Below are 19322 nucleotides of genomic sequence, written 5' to 3' on the forward strand. Positions count from 1 at the left end.
AATTATGTTCCCTTGCGTATACCGGCCAGCAGCACCAGGAAGAAAGGGGCGCCCAGCAAGGCGGTGAAGATGCCCACCGGGATTTCGGCTGGAATCGCCACGGTGCGCGCTGCAGTATCCGCAACCAGCAGGATGATGGCACCGACCAGCATGGCCAATGGTGCCAGGCGGCGTTGGTCGGGACCAATCACCAGCCTAACGATATGGGGTCCCACCAGGCCGATAAAACCTATCATGCCGCACCAGGCGACGGCAAAACCGCATAATAGCGCGACCAGCGTAATGACCCGCGCACGCAGATGGCGCACATTGACACCGACATGGGCTGCCGTGGCTTCGCCCAATGCCAGGGCATTCATTTCATTGACCAGGCGGCGTACGTACCAAATAGCCGCCAGCAGTAGCGCCAATAATGCCAGCAATAGTGGCCAGCTGGCACCCGCCAGTGAGCCCAAAGTCCAGAAGGTCAGGCTACGCAGTTGTTCGTCGGTAGCGAGGTAGGTACATAAGCCTATCACCGCTGTGGCCAGCGCATTGAGCGCAATGCCGGTTAATAACAGCCCGGCGATTGAATCTGCCGTTAGCCAGCGGGCCACGGTATCCAGCAGGAAACACACGCCGATCGCGCCTGTAAATGCGGCGACCGGCAATATCCAGTAGCGGAGTGAGATAGGGATATCGATGCCACTGTTAGCCAATAGCACGATGGTTAAAGCCGCAGCGCAAGCCGCACCGCTGGTGACGCCCAACAAGCCTGGGTCAGCCAGTGGATTTCGGAACAAGCCTTGTGTCAACGCACCGGACAAGCCTAATGCTGCGCCGATCAGCGCGGCAAAGAAGATGCGCGGTAGACGCAGATTCCACAGCACATATGCGCCGCCGGTCAGCGGTTGGTCAGTGCCAGACTGCAGCAATGCCAGCCAGTCAGCAGGCAGTACCGACACTGCCCCGGCCCACGCCGCAACCCAGACACAGAGAATCAGGATTACCCATAAAAACAAAGCTGGCCGAGTCATCAAGCCAGCTGTTAAACGTGATGCGAATGGCATCACGTTAATTGATGCACTCATCCGTTCATCGCTTTCACCAGTGCATTATCCAATGCGGCGACAGCTTGCGGCAGGCGCGGACCGAAACCCAGCATAAACATGGCTTCTAGCGAGGCGATGCGGCGTTTTTGGCCGGCCGGCGTTTGCGCCAGACCAGGCAGTTTCAACGCCCCGTCAATACCGCCAACAATACCCAGACCCTGATCAGTGAACAGCACGACATCTGGTTGTGCCGCGATCACAGATTCTGGCGTCAAGGGTTTGAAACCATCAAAGCCCTGAATCGCATTATGCGCGCCTACGTAGTGCATCATGGCTTCAGCACTGCTGCCTTTACCGCCGACCATGATTTGACCAGGGCTGTGTGACAACACAAACAGTACGCGCGGCATTGGCGTTTTACGTGCCAAGATAGGTTCACGTACCTTTTGCCAATCCGCTTTCATCTTCTCGACCAATTGACTGGCCTGTGCCGGACGCTCTATCAAGGCACCAATGCGGGTGATACGGTCCAGCACGCCTTCAAATTTATCATTGGCCGGCAGCACGGTGACTGGCACACCAGCGGCATTAATCTGCCGCAAGACGGCTGGCGGGCCCGCATCTTCAGTCGCCAGCACATGGTTAGGTGCCAGCGCCAGTATGCCTTCACTGGATAAGGTTCTGGCATAACCCACGCTAGGCAGTTTTGTCGCAGCTTCAGGATAAAGTGAGGTCGTATCGACGCCAACCAGCTCGCTATTCGCGCCCAGTGCATAAATAATTTCGGTCAGGCCGCCGCCGATACTGACGATGCGCCGCGCGGTCCTTTTCTGGTTCTCGGCAGCCAGGAGCAAGGTTTGTGGTAGGCAGGTAGCAATGACCAGCGCGCCCATTTGCAACAGGAACTTACGGCGCACCGTTGTTGCTGACGTTTCTAAATCATGCATAGGGTTGTTTAATTCAGACATAGTTCGTGATCCTTAAGCAGCGCTTCTACCAGCGCGCGCCACTCAGCAAGTTCAGGCTTTCCAGGTTTGCGTTCACCAAAGAGCATGGCGATGACATTGCCGTCACTGTCAAACAACTCCAGCGAAGTGACCAGGCCATCCACCGTTGGTTTACGCACGACCCAGGCACTGGCAATATGGTCTTCACGCAAATGCAGGTTAAAGCCAGGGTCCAGCACATTGAGCCAAGGGCCCATCACGGCCACTTTTTTAATGATGCCGGAATGAATCTGCACCATACCAGGGTTGGCGACAAATATCATCAAGGCCACACTGTCATCAGCAGCCGTTTCCAGCAGTTGACGGGCGCTTTCAAGGTTTAACTGCTGCACGTACTCCGGCTCTGCCAGCCGCATGCTTTGCAGTCGGGAGACACCAAATCGCTTAAGTAATCCGAAAAAATCGTGCGTGTCTTGCAGTGTGCGCCATGCGGACTGAAACCCTGCCACATCGACTTCGCTATCTGGTTTATCTGCGGGCGCTGGTGGCGCAGACTTGGTCACTATGCCCGGTGCCTGCTGATCATCGGCAAAGCGTTTGACCAAGGCTTCATAAGCTGCGACGTGGCTTTGCGGCTTGATAAATACCTTATGAATGGCAGTGCCTTCAGCATCAAAAAACTGTAGGCTTTGCTGCACGCCTTTTTCAACCGACTCCGTGACTGCAAAGCCGTGCGCCCAATAACCATAAAACGCACGTAAATCAATATCGCCAGCTAGCACCAACCCAACATGCCCGGTTTCGCTTACATTCTTGTAAACGCCGGTTTTTTCATGCACGCAAGAAAGATTGCGTGTCAGCGCCATCACTTCGCCCAATGGCTCCAGGGATTTGATCAGTGCTGGCCAGTCAGCTTGTAGCCTGGTCGCGCGCAGCAAAGCAGTTTCTTGCTGTGCACCTGCGTGCGCAGCGATCAGCTCGCCTTCTGAAATCTGCAATTTTTCTGCAATATCTCTATGGCGCGCTTTAGCCGTCTGGCGCTCAAAGGCAAATTGCTGGCGTATGGTTTCCAAACTCGGTGCGGCTAACTGAATACTCATCACTGGATCTGCCACTATTAGGCCAGCTCGTCCAATTTTTGTTGTGCAGAGGCATCTGGTGCTGCATGGCCCTGGTCATTGCGATGGGTGATTTGCAATAGATCCTGGCCGTTCAGGTGGTAGGCTTTTGCAAAACCGGCGACATAACTACCGTGTGATGGCGTCAACTCGACCATATGGAAATCAGTCAGCTTGCCAATCGCATCCATGAACTTACCAAATTTCTCGTAGAAAAGCGCCATCACTTCATCAAATTTGGCGGTGCTTCTTTCCACTTCTTGTGCAGTACATTTGAACACCAGGCGTTTTCTGGCAAACAGGTGTCCGGCGTCTTTTTCACTCTCAACAAACATGGCTGAACACAAGCCGGTCTCACGCAAATTGGCACAATGCGTGGCCAGTTCACTGACGTAGATATAAAACTTGTTATCGCGCTCGACGTACGCAGCATAACTTGCCTCTGGCACGCCCTGCGCATTCACACTCGCCAGTTGTACAGTTTTGAACAAGCCTTTAAACGCAATGGCTTCTTCACCCACTGATTGAAGTTTTTCCTGATCGGTCATAAGTCTATTTCCTTAAAGTTCATACATTGAAGAGGCACGACGTGATAACAGGGATGCGGGAGAACCTTTTCGCGCAAATTGCTTTACACGCCTGCTTCAGATTGTTTCGTAGCGATCTTTGGAATGGCTTGTCGGCACAACAAAAACTCCACCATTGAACGCAGAATGTTCTGATTGGTGCTGAAAAGTTATCAATTCTTACAGCGGTCATTCTACATGAGAAGCATTCCCATTTTCAAGTAGCGATCATGTATCAACGCCCGTCTTTGCTTGAGTTAACAATAGGCGACTATTTTAAAAAAGTAAAACAAAAATTCCCTGAGCAGAAAAAACAACTCCGCTACCTTGCGGAGAGCGGAGTGTTGATGGTACTGATCATTACACCCGAATAGAAACCGGGTAAGTCTGAAGACTTAGATCAATTTAAGTGTGCCCTTCATCAAGGCAGCATGGCCAGGGAAAGAACAGAAAAATACATAGTTACCTGCAGCGTCTAACTGAGAAGGTGCAAAAGAAGCCGTTGCGCTTTCGCCACCACCGATCACAGTCGTTGCCGCCACTACGCGTGCATCCTGTGGTTTAACGTAGGACTGAGCAGCACCTGCTTTACTGCCATCTTGCAATACGCCTTGCTCATCAGCCTGTTTGCTGACGACCAGGTTGTGGCCCATGATTGTTTTTTTCATGGCACCTACATGCTTCAGGTTAATCGTGAATGATTTGCAGGCTTTTGGCACAGCAATTTCTTTCACGCTGAATGTCATCTGGTCAGTGGCATCTACAGACACATCACATTTATCAGCTGCTTGAGCAGGCTGTTGCAGCAAACAGATTGCGCTACCAGCAACAGCGATTAATTGTTGCCATTGTGTACGTTTTAAATTCATGATTTCTCCGTTTCATCCATAACAAAAAATAGCTGGCTACTGAAGTTTTCACTCGTTGGCTGGCTCGGGTTTTAAAACTGCCTGAAGCACACCTGTTTCAGGCAAGATTAACTTTTTCAGTCTTTCGCGCGTGGCTTTATCCAGTAGTAATACGCGGCGATCAGTATTGGCAATCCGACTGCGGCATCGGACAACAGTTCCCGTGCATCATCTACCAGCAAGGCAGTCACCAAACCAGTGAATGACACCACTGCGATGACAGCAGGCCATAAAAAAATCTGTGTTAATGAATGATTGCGCATATCGCTCAGCTCGCTCTGTGCAGTATCGGGCGCGCACTTGTCACTGGTAAGTACTGATGGCGTTTTTTCCACCACAATTTCAGGCCGGTCCATAACACGATAATGCTCAATATATCGAGTATTGCCCATATGCCTTTCAGGCTCATGCCGCCGTAATCACCAAAATGCAGGGGTTGAGAGACCAGCAAAGCAACCAGATACCAGGGCAAGGGGCGGCTGTCTGTCAAGGTTGCGTTTTGCGCATCGATCAACACCGGTTTAAATAAGCGTTTGGTGAGTGGGCTGTCACCACGCATGAAAATGCCATAGTGGTGCTGGCTGGTATAAGCCGTGCCGGGGAAAGCAATAAAACCTAACAGCATGTCCGGTTCGGCTTTCTGCGCGACTTCTAATGACTGCTGCAAAGATGCAAACTGTGTGGGTGGCGGCAGATTTTTATAAGGCGCGATCATTTGTGACATCTGGTCGAATTGCCAGTATTTCACCAGCAAGTCCGACCAGGCATTGATCACGCCAGTGGCGCCCACGACCAGAAACCAGCTAAATGTCACGATACCGAGCATATTATGGATATCCAGCCGCTTCAGCTTTTCACCACGCTGGTGGCGTATTTCGCCGAATGGCAACTTACGCATAAAAGGCGCATACAGCACCACACCGGAGATGATGGCGATCACCAGCAGAAAGCCCATCAGGCCCAAAAACAGCATACCCGGCAAACCGGCAAACAAATCCACATGCAGTTTGAAGACGATGTACATAAAGCCTTCTTCAGCGGGCGGCTCACCTAACACCTGTGCGGTACGCGCATCCATCACCACATATTTAAAGCCACTGGTGGCGTCTGTAGTTTTGGCCATGCTGATGGTCCACTGCAATGGCTCATCATCGTCGCGGTACATGTACAAGGGCAAAAATCCCGTATTTTTCTTTTTTGCGGTGGCCAGCAAGCTGTCCGCACTCGCCATCGGCCCGTTATGCTGTATGGTCGGGGTGACGATATGATCACCCAGCACGTCATGGATTTCGTGACTGAAGATCAGCGGCAACCCAGTCAGGCAAAGCAGCAACATAAATACCGTGCAAATCAGGCTGGACCATTTATGGATCCATGCCCAACGACGAATAGATTGCTGCGTCATATCACACTGCCTGCGCTTTTATTTACGACGGTTATTTATGGCTGAGGCTGGCTGACAAAACCGACTTTTTTCATGCCTGCTGTTTGCGCTTGCGCCAAGACTTCTGCCAGCACTTGATAGCGTGTATTTTTGTCGGCACGTATTTGCAACTCAGGTTGCTGCTGTTTGGCACTTTCCTGATTCATGCGCACAATCAGCGCATCTTTGTCAATTTCGCTATCGTTCCAATATAGTTTGCCATCGGCATCCACTGCAAGGTCAATCACTTCCGGCTTTTCTTCCAGCGGTTGTGAGGTAGCCTGCGGCAGGTCGATCTTCACCGCATGCGTGAGCAAAGGCGCAGTAATAATAAAGATCACCAGCAGCACCAGCATGACATCCACCAATGGCGTCGTGTTGATTTCGCTCATTGGCTGTGTGTGCTCACCGGCACTGAATGGATTCTGACCTATCATGAATTGCCACCTTTGTTGACCACGCGTGCGTGAATGTCTGTGACATTGGCTGACTTGCTACCGAGCTTTATCATAAGCGGCGCCCCCGTCGTCAGCAGCGTATGCAGGTCTTGGGCAAAGCTTTCCAGCTCAGCCATAATCACACGGTTCGCCTTAATGAAAGCGTTGTACGCCAGCACCGCCGGGATCGCTACCGCCAAACCAATCGCCGTCATGATCAATGCTTCACCTACTGGGCCTGCCACTTTATCAATGGTGGCAACGCCGGATTGTCCGATGGCTGTCAAGGCGTGATAAATGCCCCACACGGTACCGAACAAACCTACGAATGGCGCCACACTACCGACTGAGGCCAGTACGGATAAACCGCTATCCAGGGTTGCCTGCTCTTGCGATAAGGTGCGGCGTAATTGGCGCGCGATAAATTCATCCTGACTACAGGCAGCACCTAATGATTGTGTCGCATACTGCTGATGGTGCTGTGTGGATTCAACCGCAGTCAGCGCTAACCGATATGCAGGAGAAGGCAGCTTGGACTCCTGCAACGCTTCTTGCAAGGTTGCCTTACGCCAGAACTGGCTCACATAAGCACTCACCTCGCGCTTGTGTTTGAACACCTGCCAGGATTTAACCACCACAAAATACCAACTCAATACCGACATGGTCAGTAAAATCAGCGCCACAATCACTGACACAACGCCACCTTCAGTGATAAATGCCAAACCGCTAGTAGATTCCATTAAAAAACTTCCTTTCCAGTCAAACTCAATATTTAATTTAATGTAAATGCCAATGGCACCATGACAAAAGCACTAATTGTTTTTTCGCCTTTGCGCGCTGGCACAAATCGCCATTGTTTTACTGCATTCAGGGCTGCAGTATCAAGACGCTCGAAACCACTGCCTTTTGAAATCTCTACCGAATCCGGGCGCCCCTCAGCCGAGACCAGCACTTTCAACACTACACGACCTTCCTCACCAGCGCGTTTGGCCAGCTTAGGGTATTCCGGTGCAGGGTTATTCAGGTAAGCCACACCAAACTTGGGCGGCTCCTCTTTTTCTTCAACAACTTCTTGTTTGGGCGGGGCTGCAGGTGCAGGCGCAGGTTTGGCCGATGCGGCAGCCGGCGCTTCCATTGGCGGTGCTGCTGGCTGGGTACTGGCTTCAAAACGTGGTGTATCGGCGGTCGGTTCAACGATGCGCTCAACCACAGGCGTTGGCCGCACGACGGGTTTCACCGGTGTTTCTTTTGGTTTGATGACAGGTTTTTCAACGGGCTGCTGCTTGATGATAGGCACGACTTCAGGGGCTGGTGCCTCTTCTTTTTTGGCCGGCAGGGTGATCAAAGAGACCGTCATTGGCTCTGGCTTTGGCTGAACAACCGGCGCTTCTGCATGTATAAACACCCACCAGACCAGCGTGGCATGCAGCAGGATAACAGCAGCCATGCCGACCCAAGACCCACGCTGTTGTTTATCACGTTTCAGCCAGGTCTCTGTCGCCAGCGCCGGCCAGCGGAAAACACCCGCTAATGGCTTGGGTTGACGATGATGCAAGCTCAGCTCAGGAACCTTGGAAGCTTGCGCCCGCGCAGGCCTTAAGGGTAATCCCGCTATAGATTCACGCTGAAACATCCACACACATCCTCATACTTGTAAAAATAGCCAGAAGGCAAGTTAATGCGCATCATTCTCATATTTGCTTACTCAAAGCCTAAACATTGAGTATATAAAAAGCATTGCAATACTATAACGCCTTATCGCAATTCAGGGCAATTGACAGGCAACTCATCAGCACTTGCTTGTAAGCAGCGCGAGAAAAGTGACAAAACGCCAAGAAATGGATCACGTGACAAATGACGATAAATACTGAGATTTACCATGCATCATGACAATCTATCAGCATTCATTTGCTTGAATTTGGTACACGCGAAACATTAGCGCGCGACAATGTAATCAAACAGTTGGCGGTGCTACCAAGCAATATGACCAGACATCTGTCATCTCCCAACAATCGCCCAGCATCAACCCTACCAAATACCTACTTATAAACCTTGCAACGGCAACTTTGCATCAAGGCAAAGACATTGGTTGCAATAAGTTATGCATTCCTATATGATTGGACCCCAAAAAAAAGCCGACTTACATGCAAAAGCACAGCGGCATCAGATTTCAAGGAACACCCTTACCAGGGGTAATTTGGCGCATAAAAACAACGCCTATTTGAGCAATGACATGTTGGGGTTAGGAGCATTGCTCAAACTCTTTATCGAGCAGCCTCAGGGCTGCTCGAAATTCTTCACTTCACTCAGTTAAACTTACACTCGGTTAGCGTAATATTCAACGACCTGCTGAACATCCAGCGGAAACGGCACATCATCAATCGATGGCAAATGTCCAACTTTCACAGAAGCAGTTGTCGTATCTACTGACACCCACTCAGGTAACGCCAGGCTTGGAGTTGCCAACGCTTCAACCACCATAGGGATCTTGCGGCTTTTCTCTTTCAGAGTCACCACATCACCCACCTTCAGACGGATAGATGGAATGTTGGCTGATTTGCCATTCAACAGAATATGGCCATGGCTTACCAATTGGCGAGCTGCAATACCTGTTGGCGCAAAACCTGCTCTGAAAACGACGTTATCTAAACGGCGCTCAAGCAAAGACATCAATTTTTCACCAGTAGGCTCATTACCTTTACGGGCTTCCAGCATCAAACCACGCATTTGCTTTTCGCTCACGCCGTAGTTGAAACGGATCTTTTGTTTTTCCACCAATTTCACCGCAAAGTCAGAGCGACGACGACGCGCTGCCTGATTGCCATGCTGTCCAGGTGGATTTGGACGATTTTCAATAGACTTGCGTGACAAACCAGGTAATTCGATACCCAATGCACGCATAATTTTCAGTCTTGGTCCTGTGGTTCTCATTGTTTCAAAGCCTTTCCTTTAAAATCTGAAGTTAAATATTAGTCGCTACTAAATTAGTGAACCCTATATTGTAGCGTATTATTGTATTGTTGAAGAGGGGGTAACAAAATCCGTGACCTCTTGTTGCAAAGAAAATTCACGATGCGCCTGTAAAAGCGCCTGCCAATCCTGTAACAATTGCCTGGCTGCCGACTCAATCAAATGACTTTCCGCATACTCTGGCGCGTTTAATGTCTGCGCCAAACTGCACCCCAACAATGCAAGGTCTTCGGAAGGATTGATTGCGTAGCGGGTGGCCACACAACTTAACGATACAAGCACAGCACTCGCTGTTGGCAAATCCGGATCAAACAACTCACTTGCTTTGATAGCGAAATCGGCTTGCATTATTTTGTTAACTTTCCTCAATCAGTTCGCAAATGATAATGTTTCTCATTTAGGAAGTCAACAATTATTTGCAAACTCTTTTTCAAATAAACAAATAGTTTTTATTACCTTCAAGTGGCAACCGCGATAATCTTGACCAAAACAGCAAAGCAAGCTAATGTATAGGGTTCAACATTAATTAGCATAATAATCAAGATTTTATGGACTCTTCAGCCCACTCTGCGACCGACACTCACGCCAAATCTATGACTGGTGCTGATATCGTCATCAACTGCCTGAATGAAGAAAAAGTCAAATTCGTATTTGGCTATCCAGGTGGTGCTGTCTTGCATATATATGATGCACTATATAAGCAGAATGGCTTTAAGCATATTCTGGTGCGTCATGAGCAGGCTGCCGTGCATGCAGCAGACGCCTACTCACGCGCAACTGGTGACGTTGGCGTGGCTTTGGTCACCAGCGGCCCTGGTGCTACCAATGCGGTGACTGGCATTGCAACGGCCTATATGGATTCCATTCCTTTAGTTGTGATCAGTGGCCAGGTACCAGTACCCGCCATCGGCATGGATGCATTCCAGGAAGTGGACATGGTTGGCATCACCCGCCCCTGTGTCAAACACAACTTCCTGGTGAAGCATGTAAAAGATATCGCGCCTACCATTAAAAAAGCGTTCTTTATTGCAAGAACCGGCCGTCCAGGCCCGGTTGTGGTCGACATCCCTAAAGATATCACTGCGCACATCGCTGACTTCATCTACCCGAAAACGGTAGAGATGCGTTCTTACAGCCCGATTTTGAAAGGCCATAGCGGTCAGATCAAAAAAGCCGTTAAATTATTGCTGGGTGCAAAACGCCCGATGATTTACACCGGCGGCGGCCTGGTATTGGGCAATGGCTCAAGCGAGCTGGTACAACTGGCCAAAGCGCTGAATTTCCCGGTAACCAACACGCTGATGGGCTTGGGCGGCTACCCTGCGACCGACAAACAATTTGTTGGCATGCTGGGCATGCACGGTAGTTACGAAGCGAACATGGCGATGCAGCACTGTGACGTGCTGCTGGCCGTTGGCGCGCGTTTTGATGACCGCGTGATCGGCAACCCGAAACACTTTACCGGCCAGAAACGCACCATCATTCATATCGATGTGGACCCTTCCAGCATTTCCAAGCGCGTAAAAGTAGATGTGCCGATTGTCGGTGACGTGCAATCCGTACTTGCCGACATGGTAGAAATCCTGGCGCAGGAAGAAAACAAAACCACAGACACCGCCGACTGGTGGGATCAGATCAACGAGTGGCGCGGCGTGCAATCGCTGGATTACGCCTACTCCGACACCGTGATCAAACCCCAATACGTGGTGCAAAAGCTGTGGGAAGTGACCAAAGGTGAAGCATACGTCACTTCAGACGTTGGCCAGCACCAGATGTGGGCGGCGCAATACTACAAGTTTGACAAACCACGTCGCTGGATCAACTCTGGCGGCCTAGGCACCATGGGCGTTGGCTTGCCATATGCGATGGGCTGTCAGTTCGCAGACAAGAATGCGCAAGTGGCCTGCATTACCGGTGAAGGCAGCATCCAGATGAATATTCAGGAGCTCTCCACCTGTGCGCAATATGGCTTGCCGATCAAGGTGATTCTGTTGAACAACCGTTACCTGGGCATGGTGCGTCAGTGGCAGGAGTTCTTCTACGAGAACCGCTATTCAGAGTCTTATATGGATAGCCTGCCTGACTTTGTCAAACTGGCTGAGTCCTATGGCCACATCGGCATGCAGATCACCAACCCGGCGGATGTAGAAGGCGCACTCAAAGAAGCGTTTGCCAGGAAAGATAAATTCGTGTTTATGGACTTCTTAACCGACCAGACCGAAAACGTATTCCCTATGGTTGAAAATGGCAAAGGCTTGTCAGAAATGGTCTTAAGCCCATTAAGCGGTGCACGCCTGAAGGGAGAGCAATAATGCGCCACATTATCTCCCTGCTGATGGAAAACGAAGCCGGTGCGCTGTCACGCGTGGCAGGCCTGTTCTCCGCACGTGGTTACAATATTGAATCACTCACCGTGGCCGTGACAGAAGACCCTACCCTGTCACGCATGACCATCGTCACCACCGGTTCCGATGATGTGATCGAACAAATTATCAAACAACTCAACAAGTTGATTGACGTGGTCAAAGTGCTGGACCTCAACGATGGCAAGCACATTGAGCGCGAATTGATGCTGGTCAAGGTTAAAGCCACCGGCGTTTATAAAGACGAAATGAAGCGTATGTGCGACATTTTCCGCGGCCGTATTATCGATGTGGCCGACAATAGCTACACTATTGAGCTTACCGGCTCTTGCAGCAAACTGGATGCATTTATCGAAGCCATAGACCGCAGCGCGATTCTGGAAACCGTGCGTACCGGCGCGTCCGGCATTGGTCGTGGCGATCGCATCCTCAAAGTTTAAACCACCTTATTTATTCATATATATACCAAAGCATTTGTATTGAAAGGCAAAAGCAGACATGAACGTTTATTACGACAAAGACGCCGACTTAAGCATTATTAAAGGCAAAAAAGTGACTATCGTGGGCTACGGTTCACAAGGTCACGCACACGCAGCAAACTTGCGCGACAGCGGTGTAGACGTCACTATCGGCTTGCGTAAAGGCGGCAGTTCATGGGCCAAAGCAGAAGGCGCAAAACACACAACCCTGGAAATCGCTGCTGCAGTGAAAGAAGCTGACGTTGTGATGGTATTGCTGCCGGATGAAACCATGGCAGAAATCTTCCATGCCGAAATCGCCCCTAACCTGAAAAAAGGCGCTGCCCTGGCTTTTGCGCACGGTTTCAACATTCACTACAACCAGATCGTGCCACGTGCTGACCTGGACGTGATCATGATCGCACCAAAAGGCCCAGGCCACACCGTGCGTTCAGAATACTTAAAAGGCGGCGGCGTTCCTTCACTGATCGCTATCTACCAAGACACTTCCGGCAAAGCCAAAGACATCGCATTGTCTTATGCAGCGGCTAACGGCGGCACCAAAGGTGGCGTGATTGAAACTGATTTCCGTGAAGAAACTGAAACTGACCTGTTCGGCGAACAAGCGGTTCTGTGTGGTGGCGCGGTTGAGTTGGTAAAAGCCGGTTTCGAAACCCTGGTTGAAGCTGGTTACGCGCCAGAAATGGCGTACTTCGAGTGCTTGCACGAGCTGAAACTGATCGTTGACCTGATGTACGAAGGCGGCATCGCCAACATGAACTACTCTATTTCGAACAACGCGGAATATGGTGAGTACGTGACTGGTCCTCGCGTGATCAACAGCCAATCCAAAGATGCGATGCGTGAGTGCCTGGCTAACATCCAGAACGGCAACTACGCTAAACAGTTCATCCTGGAAGGCCGTACCAACTATCCTGAAATGACTGCGCGTCGTCGTTTGAACGCTGCTCACCCAATCGAGCAAGTCGGTAACAAACTGCGCGGCATGATGCCTTGGATTGCGAAAAACAAATTAGTAGATCAATCTAAAAATTAATTTTTAGAAAATTGATCGACAATTAAAAGACCAATCTAAAAACTATTTTTTTGATTCGTTGGCCACAGCCTGAAGGTTTAATCTAAATTCTGATTAAACCGCCGTAGGCAAAAAGCACAGGCAGATGTAATATCGCCTGTGCTTTTTTATTTGCCAATAAAAAATTAAGATAGAAATAAAACCCGGATCCTGACTTAAACCAAGTTAGGAAAATCCATCAAAAATGAATAAGGGATAGAAGTGAAACTCTCCATTCTGCTGCAATACATCGCACCTAAACAACTATTGACAGCGGCTGCAGGCAAATTGGCGCGCTGGCAAGCAGGCGGTCTGACCACCGCTTTTATCGGCTGGTTTGTACGCAAATACCACGTCAATATGGAAGAAGCGTTAAATGGCGATATCGAAAGCTACAAAACGTTTAACCTGTTCTTCACACGCCCATTAAAGCCAGGTGCAAGACCTCTGGAAAGCAATGCTTTTGTCTGCCCGGTAGATGGTGCGATAAGCCAGTTTGGCGACATTAAAAATGGCCAGATCTTCCAGGCCAAAGGCCATCATTACACGGCACAGGCTTTGGTTGGTGGCGATGCCACATTAGCCGCCAAGTTTGAAAGCGGCAGCTTTGCCTGCCTGTACCTAAGCCCAAAAGATTATCACCGTATCCATATGCCCTGCGATGGCAAACTATTGCATATGACTTATGTGCCAGGCAATTTATTCTCGGTAAACCCCAATACTGCGGCTAACGTGCCCGGCTTATTCGCGCGCAATGAACGTGTGGTGTGTACATTTGAATCCGCCACGCATGGCACATTTGTATTAGTGCTGGTAGGCGCGACGATTGTTGGCAGTATGGCAACAGTCTGGCACGATGCCAAAGACCATATCATCAACCCGCCACGGCCAGGCAAGGTATTGCAGTGGGAGTACAGTGACCGCAACATCACCCTGAAACAAGGCGAGGAAATGGGACGCTTCTTGCTCGGTTCTACCGTTGTCATGCTGTTTGAAAAAGGCGTGCTGGACTTTAATGCCAGCTGGCATGCGGGAAAACCGATTCGCTTGGGTGAGGCCATGGGTCGCTAAACAATTACTTTGCCAATAAAAACGGGCGATGATATCTCGCCCGTTTTTTATTTAGATCAGCAAATTAACGACTTAGCCGTTCAAGCTTTTACTCACTATCTCAAACACATCCCCGGACAAGTTTGGCGTTGCCAAGATAGCTTCCAAAGCAGCTTTCATCTGCACCTGCAATGCAGGGGTATAACGCTTCCACTCCCGCAATGGTGTCACCATACGCGCGGCGATTTGCGGATTGATCGTATTCAGTTCAATAATCACATCGCGCAAGAAAGCATAGCCTTTGCCGCTAGGGTCGTGGAATTTCACCGGGTTGTTGATGGCAAATGCGCTGTAGAGTGAGCGTACGCGATTAGGGTTTTTGATATTGAAATCCGCATGGCTGCGCAACATCGCCAGGTCATCAAAAATCTGTTCACGGCTGGCTATCGCTTGCAGCGAGAACCACTTATCCACCACCAGTGGATAGTTTTTAAAGCGCTCATAAAAATCAGCAAATGCTTCTGCACGTTGTGGTTGGCTACTATCTGCCAGGCATGCCAATGCGGTCACGCGGTCAGTCATATTATCTGCAGCATCATAATGTGCTTTTGCGCGCGCAGCGCAGCCAGTGCCATTGGTCACGGTGAGGATATCCAGCACCGCATGCTGCAATGCACGGCGGCCCATCGCCTCCGGCGTGATGGAGAACTCACCCGTATTGCGGTTTGCGTCGTATAAAGCGGCTAATGCTTCTTTATGCGCGCTTTTGATTTGTTTAAGGATGGAGGTGCGCGCTTCATCAATCGCTGCTGGATCAACCACCACCTGATGCTGCGCGATCACGCCCAGCAGCGGCAAACTTAACGCACGCGCCAGCAAGGCTTTGTCGCCCTGTCCGACCAAACCCTGTGCTATCAAGATGCCGACATCAGCCACAAATCGTGAAATATCGGTATCTGGCTTTTTCATCACACGCTGGATGGTGCGCAACGCCAATGTCTGGCCCGCTTCCCATTTATTAAAGCCATCGCTGTCATGCACTTGCAGCAAGCGCAAATCATCGTCACTCAGATCGGTTTCCAGTTTCACCGGTGCCGAGAAGCCACGCAAAATAGAAGGCACAGGCTTAGCGGGTAAATCAGCGAAAGTGAATGTTTGCTCACGTCCGGTGACTTCCAACACGCGGGTTGGCAGGATTTCTTTACCGTTGGCATCCAGCAGGCCAAATGCGACCGGGATATGCAACGGCTGTTTATTGGTCTGCTCAGGGGTATCCGGCTGCGATTGCTTGAAGGTCAGCGTATAGGTTTGCTGTGCAGTATCGTATTGGCTGCTGACCTGCAGTGTTGGGGTACCCGCCTGTTTATACCAGCGGAAGAATTGCGATAAATCGCGCTCGGACGCATCAGCCATGCACTGCACAAAATCATCACACGTCACGGCATGGCCATCATAGCGGTCAAAATACAGATCGGTGGCTTTGCGGAAAGTCTCTGCGCCCAGCAAAGTATGCTGCATGCGTATCAGTTCAGAGCCCTTTTCATAAATGGTCTTGGTGTAAAAGTTGCTGATCTCGATAAACTGGTCTGGCTGTACCGAGTGCGCCAGCGGACTGCCATCTTCAGGGAACTGCAAGCGACGCAAGCCGTTGACATCGTCAATACGCTGCACCGCACGTGAGTTCAAATCGGCACTGAATTCCTGGTCACGGAACACAGTAAAACCTTCTTTCAATGACAGCTGGAACCAGTCGCGGCAAGTCACGCGGTTACCAGTCCAGTTGTGGAAATACTCGTGACCAATCACGCCTTCCACACTCATAAAATCGCTGTCGGTCGCGGTTTCCTGATGCGCCAGCACCAGCGCCGTATTGAAAATATTGAGCGAGGTGTTCTCCATCGCGCCCATATTAAAATCGCTCACCGCGACAATATTGAACAAGTCGAGCTGATACTCGCGGCCATATACTTCCTCATCCCACTTCATCGACTTTTTCAGTGATTCCATCGCATGGTCGCACTGTTTCTCATCACCAGCGCGCACATAAATATGCAGATCCACCTTGCGGCCTGACATGGTGGTGAACGTATCCGGCACGCGCTCTAAATCGCCCGCCACCAGCGCAAACAAATAACAAGGTTTGGGGAAAGGATCATGCCAGACGCGGAAATGACGGCCATCCGCCAAACCGCCCTCTTCCTGCAAATTGCCGTTTGAAAGCAGCACCGGATACGCCTTGGCATCTGCCTCAATACGCACCGTAAAAATACTCAATACATCTGGCCGGTCCTGGTAATAAGTGATGCGCCTGAAACCTTCCGCCTCACACTGCGTGCAATAGTTTCCCTGCGATTGATACAAACCTTCCAGCGCCGTATTTGCCGCCGGGTCAATTTCGCTGATGATGGTTAAGGTGAATTCATCACCAGGACTCACAATTGTCATTTGCCCATCGGCCACCGAATAACTCTCAAATCGCTGCCCATCCAATGCCACCGAAAGAATCTGTTGATCTTCACCATCCAGCACCAGGTCATTGGAAACACCGGCCGGATTCTTCACATATTTCACTTCAGACGTAACGATGGTTTTACCCGGCAACAGGTTAAAACTCAAATTCACCTGTGCGGCGTTATAAGGCGCAGGGGTGTAGTCTTTGAGGTAAATGGTTTTTGGCGCAACTGCGTTTTCTGTTCGCATGGGGATGACCTGATGAATGATTAGTAGGGATTATATTTGAGAGTTGGTTTAAGCGGATTGGTTTAATCAGGTTGACTACGGTTTTCCATGAAAATCACTAAGCGTATGGAGACGTTGCTTAAGGTTTCAGCAAAAACATCGCTTAGACAATCATCAAACAACCTGCAATATATGCAGCAGCACTTGTTTAAAAGCTGAGTGAAAGGCCAAGATGAATGCAGATAGATGGACAAAAAAATAAGGGTGCCGAGGTGGATTTGGCACAATGGAATATCGCTTGAGTGACCATGCAGCATAAGCAACCCGCATTATGCTGGCATCGCTGACCCAATACTCTGGAAGTCAGCGCTGCTCAGTTAAAACATGCGCACCAGCTGATGCCTGATGATAATTAAGGTTTAGCTGGCTTCTCAGGTCGCTGAAATCTACCAACCAGCTCACCTTTGGCAACCACATGCCCTGCCATTGCTTTTAGCACTGTGTCGCGATTTGCGCCTGGCGGGATTTGCAGCACTGTATCCAGGGCAAACACCTGCACATGGTAATGGTGCCAGGAATCGCCTGCGGGTGTTCTGGGGCCGACATAGCCTATCTTCCCGGTAGTTGCCTGGCCTTGCATCAGCCCTTCCATCCCTTCCGCTTTATCTTCCAGCCTATCCTGCTTTTGCAGGCCTTCACGCAAGCTGGTGATGTTTTTACCAATATTCCATGCCACCCAATGCACAACAGGCGTGATGGGCTTGGCATCTGGATCTTCCATGATGATGGCATACGATTGCGTTGCAGCAGGCCCTTTGCTCCACTGTAGTTCAAAGCTGGCATCCTGGTCATAACTGGAATGCATGTCAGGGATTTTTTCGCCGTCGGCAAACGCAGTGCTGCTCACCTTCAAACTGCTGGCTTGTTTTCCTTTGATTTCCGTTTCACTACGCAGTGAGGCGATCAGCACGCCGCTGCCTTGCGCCGCCTGTTGCTTCATGCTGGTTGCAGGAACCAGCACTGGCAGGCTGGCGGCTGTGTTGCCATCGCCTTTGTAGCTGACCTGGTAAATAGCCCCGTTCACATCGTCGCTGAACAAAAGATTGCCCTGCTTATCAATGGCCAGGCCAAATGGACGGCCACTCTGGCCTTTGGAGCCGACAAACCCAGTGAGGAAAGGCGCGATGGTAACCGCCTTGCCGCCTTCAAAATGGATACGTACGATTTCATAGCCGGAAGGTGTCTGCCGGTTCCACGAACCATGCATGGCGACAAAGGCATCGTTACGGTATTCAGCAGGAAACTGGCCCGCATTATAAAACGCCATCTGCATAGGCGCTGCGTGGCCGGTATAGCCCAGCACCATAGGCACGCTGGTTTTCTTCCATTCCGCTTTCTCCAGCTTGCCGGAAGGGATTAAACGTGGATTTTCGACGTTATTTCCAAAGAAATAGGGCCAGCCGTAGCGCTTGCCCTGCTCTATTTTGTTGACTTCCTCAGGCGTCACATCGTCGCCCAGCCAGTCTATACCATGGTCCATGCCCCATAACTCGCCGGTCTGCGGGCTCCAGTCGAAACCAATGGTATTACGCAGGCCAGAAGCAAAAATGACGCGCTTTTTGCCGTCCAGCGTACTGCGCAGCATGGTCGCGTTTTCGATATTGGTTTCTATGCATTCATTACAGGTAGAGCCGACAGAAATATACAGCATGTCATCTGGCCCAATCGCAATCGTGCGGTCATGGTGCTGGCCAGCGTCTGGCAAGTCCGCAATGATCATTTTCAACGGCCCGAAATTGCCATCCGGCAGCACTGGTGCAGTAAACACCTCTTTCACAGTCACCATATATACCGTGTCGCCACGGAAAGCGATGCCATGCATGCCAGAACGGCTGGCAACACGCACCGGCTTGGCAAACGTATCACCGCTCTTTTTCAGCATCAACACATCGCCCTGCTCGCGTCTGGTCACATACAGATCACCTTGCGGCGAAATAGCCAGCACGCGCGCATTGCCCAGGTTCTCCGCCACTTTAGTCACAGCAAAGCCTGGCGGCACCTTGAGTTCACTCATGTCAGGCGGCGGCAGTTCAGTTGGCTGCACAATATGGCTTTGTAACGACACATTCACTTTTGCAGACACATTCGCATCTGCTGCATAGAGAGTCGGCGCACATAGCAAAGACAGGCAAACAGCGATGCCTAACTGGTTGAACGCCACTTTATTAGATGGCCTGGCTAGCAAAAGCATTGGGGAATCCTTAACAGGGAATGATGAGGTGATACGGCACCATCAT

At 50.5% G+C, this 19322-nt stretch carries 19 protein-coding genes; 5 read left to right on the forward strand and 14 right to left on the reverse strand.

Annotated features, from left to right (window positions below):
* Positions 1-2: 2 nt before the first annotated feature.
* The 4 genes from ACSSVF_RS01710 to ACSSVF_RS01725 are packed head-to-tail and all read right to left on the reverse strand — an operon-like array spanning position 3 to position 3644.
* A complete protein-coding gene (locus tag ACSSVF_RS01710) occupies positions 3-1070 on the reverse strand; it encodes a FecCD family ABC transporter permease (RefSeq protein ID WP_492404984.1) in 1068 nt (355 codons plus the stop codon).
* Positions 1067-1999 carry a heme/hemin ABC transporter substrate-binding protein gene (locus ACSSVF_RS01715; RefSeq protein ID WP_492404987.1) on the reverse strand — a complete coding sequence of 311 codons (933 nt, stop codon included), beginning with the start codon at positions 1997-1999 and terminating at the stop codon, positions 1067-1069. The genes ACSSVF_RS01710 and ACSSVF_RS01715 overlap by 4 nt, the downstream gene beginning before the upstream one ends.
* Positions 1987-3078, reverse strand: a complete 1092-nt coding sequence (locus ACSSVF_RS01720; protein ID WP_492404989.1) for a hemin-degrading factor — start codon at positions 3076-3078, stop codon at positions 1987-1989. Before ACSSVF_RS01720 ends, ACSSVF_RS01715 begins: the two co-directional genes overlap by 13 nt.
* Before the next feature lie 17 nt (positions 3079-3095).
* Positions 3096-3644: a HugZ family pyridoxamine 5'-phosphate oxidase gene (locus tag ACSSVF_RS01725; protein WP_442585528.1), complete on the reverse strand. Its 549-nt coding sequence runs from the start codon at positions 3642-3644 to the stop codon at positions 3096-3098.
* A 248-nt stretch (positions 3645-3892) separates the two neighbouring features.
* On the opposite strand from ACSSVF_RS01725, the gene ACSSVF_RS01730 reads away from it, so the two are divergent.
* Positions 3893-4036, forward strand: a complete 144-nt coding sequence (locus tag ACSSVF_RS01730; protein ID WP_492404991.1) for a hypothetical protein — start codon at positions 3893-3895, stop codon at positions 4034-4036.
* A gap of 21 nt (positions 4037-4057) precedes the next feature.
* On the opposite strand, the gene azu is transcribed toward ACSSVF_RS01730, so the two are convergent.
* The 8 genes from azu to ACSSVF_RS01770 form a co-directional block, all read right to left on the reverse strand.
* Entirely contained in the window at positions 4058-4531 is a 474-nt protein-coding gene (gene azu, locus ACSSVF_RS01735) for an azurin (protein WP_442585527.1), read from the reverse strand.
* Positions 4532-4647: 116 nt separating this feature from the next.
* On the reverse strand, positions 4648-4833 hold the full coding sequence (locus tag ACSSVF_RS01740) for a hypothetical protein (RefSeq protein WP_492404993.1): 186 nt from the start codon (positions 4831-4833) through the stop codon (positions 4648-4650).
* A gap of 5 nt (positions 4834-4838) precedes the next feature.
* On the reverse strand, positions 4839-5975 hold the full coding sequence (locus ACSSVF_RS01745; RefSeq protein ID WP_492404995.1) for a PepSY-associated TM helix domain-containing protein: 1137 nt from the start codon (positions 5973-5975) through the stop codon (positions 4839-4841).
* A 35-nt stretch (positions 5976-6010) separates the two neighbouring features.
* Positions 6011-6430, reverse strand: a complete 420-nt coding sequence (locus ACSSVF_RS01750) for an ExbD/TolR family protein (RefSeq protein WP_492404997.1) — start codon at positions 6428-6430, stop codon at positions 6011-6013.
* A complete protein-coding gene (locus ACSSVF_RS01755; protein ID WP_492404999.1) occupies positions 6427-7170 on the reverse strand; it encodes a MotA/TolQ/ExbB proton channel family protein in 744 nt (247 codons plus the stop codon). The genes ACSSVF_RS01750 and ACSSVF_RS01755 overlap by 4 nt, the downstream gene beginning before the upstream one ends.
* A 32-nt stretch (positions 7171-7202) precedes the next feature.
* Positions 7203-8063, reverse strand: coding sequence for an energy transducer TonB (locus ACSSVF_RS01760; RefSeq protein ID WP_492405001.1), 861 nt, complete (start codon positions 8061-8063; stop codon positions 7203-7205).
* 683 nt (positions 8064-8746) lie between these two features.
* Positions 8747-9361 carry a 30S ribosomal protein S4 gene (gene rpsD, locus ACSSVF_RS01765; RefSeq protein ID WP_442585521.1) on the reverse strand — a complete coding sequence of 205 codons (615 nt, stop codon included), beginning with the start codon at positions 9359-9361 and terminating at the stop codon, positions 8747-8749.
* 78 nt (positions 9362-9439) lie between these two features.
* Positions 9440-9748, reverse strand: coding sequence for a hypothetical protein (locus ACSSVF_RS01770; RefSeq protein ID WP_492405003.1), 309 nt, complete (start codon positions 9746-9748; stop codon positions 9440-9442).
* A 200-nt stretch (positions 9749-9948) separates the two neighbouring features.
* On the opposite strand from ACSSVF_RS01770, the gene ACSSVF_RS01775 reads away from it, so the two are divergent.
* From ACSSVF_RS01775 to asd, 4 genes are all read left to right on the forward strand, one after another.
* A complete protein-coding gene (locus ACSSVF_RS01775) occupies positions 9949-11712 on the forward strand; it encodes an acetolactate synthase 3 catalytic subunit (protein WP_492405005.1) in 1764 nt (587 codons plus the stop codon).
* Complete coding sequence (ilvN, locus tag ACSSVF_RS01780; RefSeq protein ID WP_055828089.1) at positions 11712-12203, forward strand: acetolactate synthase small subunit; 492 nt, start codon at positions 11712-11714, stop codon at positions 12201-12203. Before ACSSVF_RS01775 ends, ilvN begins: the two co-directional genes overlap by 1 nt.
* Positions 12204-12261: 58 nt before the next feature.
* Positions 12262-13278, forward strand: coding sequence for a ketol-acid reductoisomerase (gene ilvC, locus ACSSVF_RS01785; RefSeq protein WP_492405007.1), 1017 nt, complete (start codon positions 12262-12264; stop codon positions 13276-13278).
* 240 nt (positions 13279-13518) lie between these two features.
* Positions 13519-14367, forward strand: coding sequence for an archaetidylserine decarboxylase (gene asd, locus ACSSVF_RS01790; protein WP_492405009.1), 849 nt, complete (start codon positions 13519-13521; stop codon positions 14365-14367).
* A 72-nt stretch (positions 14368-14439) separates the two neighbouring features.
* On the opposite strand, the gene pepN is transcribed toward asd, so the two are convergent.
* Together pepN and ACSSVF_RS01800 are read right to left on the reverse strand one after the other, a co-directional pair.
* Positions 14440-17046, reverse strand: coding sequence for an aminopeptidase N (gene pepN, locus ACSSVF_RS01795; protein ID WP_492405011.1), 2607 nt, complete (start codon positions 17044-17046; stop codon positions 14440-14442).
* 391 nt (positions 17047-17437) lie between these two features.
* Positions 17438-19276, reverse strand: coding sequence for a YbhB/YbcL family Raf kinase inhibitor-like protein (locus ACSSVF_RS01800; protein WP_492405013.1), 1839 nt, complete (start codon positions 19274-19276; stop codon positions 17438-17440).
* Positions 19277-19322 lie beyond the last annotated feature (46 nt).

Source organism: Methylophilus sp. E2MeOHC9 (assembly GCF_058744375.1).

Coding starts and splice junctions, on each gene's coding strand:
- ACSSVF_RS01710 (WP_492404984.1), bottom strand. CDS start 1,070: ATGAGTGCATCAATTAACGTGATGCCATTCGCATCACGTTTAACAGCT.
- ACSSVF_RS01715 (WP_492404987.1), bottom strand. CDS start 1,999: ATGTCTGAATTAAACAACCCTATGCATGATTTAGAAACGTCAGCAACA.
- ACSSVF_RS01720 (WP_492404989.1), bottom strand. CDS start 3,078: ATGAGTATTCAGTTAGCCGCACCGAGTTTGGAAACCATACGCCAGCAA.
- ACSSVF_RS01725 (WP_442585528.1), bottom strand. CDS start 3,644: ATGACCGATCAGGAAAAACTTCAATCAGTGGGTGAAGAAGCCATTGCG.
- ACSSVF_RS01730 (WP_492404991.1), top strand. CDS start 3,893: ATGTATCAACGCCCGTCTTTGCTTGAGTTAACAATAGGCGACTATTTT.
- azu (WP_442585527.1), bottom strand. CDS start 4,531: ATGAATTTAAAACGTACACAATGGCAACAATTAATCGCTGTTGCTGGT.
- ACSSVF_RS01740 (WP_492404993.1), bottom strand. CDS start 4,833: ATGCGCAATCATTCATTAACACAGATTTTTTTATGGCCTGCTGTCATC.
- ACSSVF_RS01745 (WP_492404995.1), bottom strand. CDS start 5,975: ATGACGCAGCAATCTATTCGTCGTTGGGCATGGATCCATAAATGGTCC.
- ACSSVF_RS01750 (WP_492404997.1), bottom strand. CDS start 6,430: ATGATAGGTCAGAATCCATTCAGTGCCGGTGAGCACACACAGCCAATG.
- ACSSVF_RS01755 (WP_492404999.1), bottom strand. CDS start 7,170: ATGGAATCTACTAGCGGTTTGGCATTTATCACTGAAGGTGGCGTTGTG.
- ACSSVF_RS01760 (WP_492405001.1), bottom strand. CDS start 8,063: ATGTTTCAGCGTGAATCTATAGCGGGATTACCCTTAAGGCCTGCGCGG.
- rpsD (WP_442585521.1), bottom strand. CDS start 9,361: ATGAGAACCACAGGACCAAGACTGAAAATTATGCGTGCATTGGGTATC.
- ACSSVF_RS01770 (WP_492405003.1), bottom strand. CDS start 9,748: ATGCAAGCCGATTTCGCTATCAAAGCAAGTGAGTTGTTTGATCCGGAT.
- ACSSVF_RS01775 (WP_492405005.1), top strand. CDS start 9,949: ATGGACTCTTCAGCCCACTCTGCGACCGACACTCACGCCAAATCTATG.
- ilvN (WP_055828089.1), top strand. CDS start 11,712: ATGCGCCACATTATCTCCCTGCTGATGGAAAACGAAGCCGGTGCGCTG.
- ilvC (WP_492405007.1), top strand. CDS start 12,262: ATGAACGTTTATTACGACAAAGACGCCGACTTAAGCATTATTAAAGGC.
- pepN (WP_492405011.1), bottom strand. CDS start 17,046: ATGCGAACAGAAAACGCAGTTGCGCCAAAAACCATTTACCTCAAAGAC.
- ACSSVF_RS01800 (WP_492405013.1), bottom strand. CDS start 19,276: ATGCTTTTGCTAGCCAGGCCATCTAATAAAGTGGCGTTCAACCAGTTA.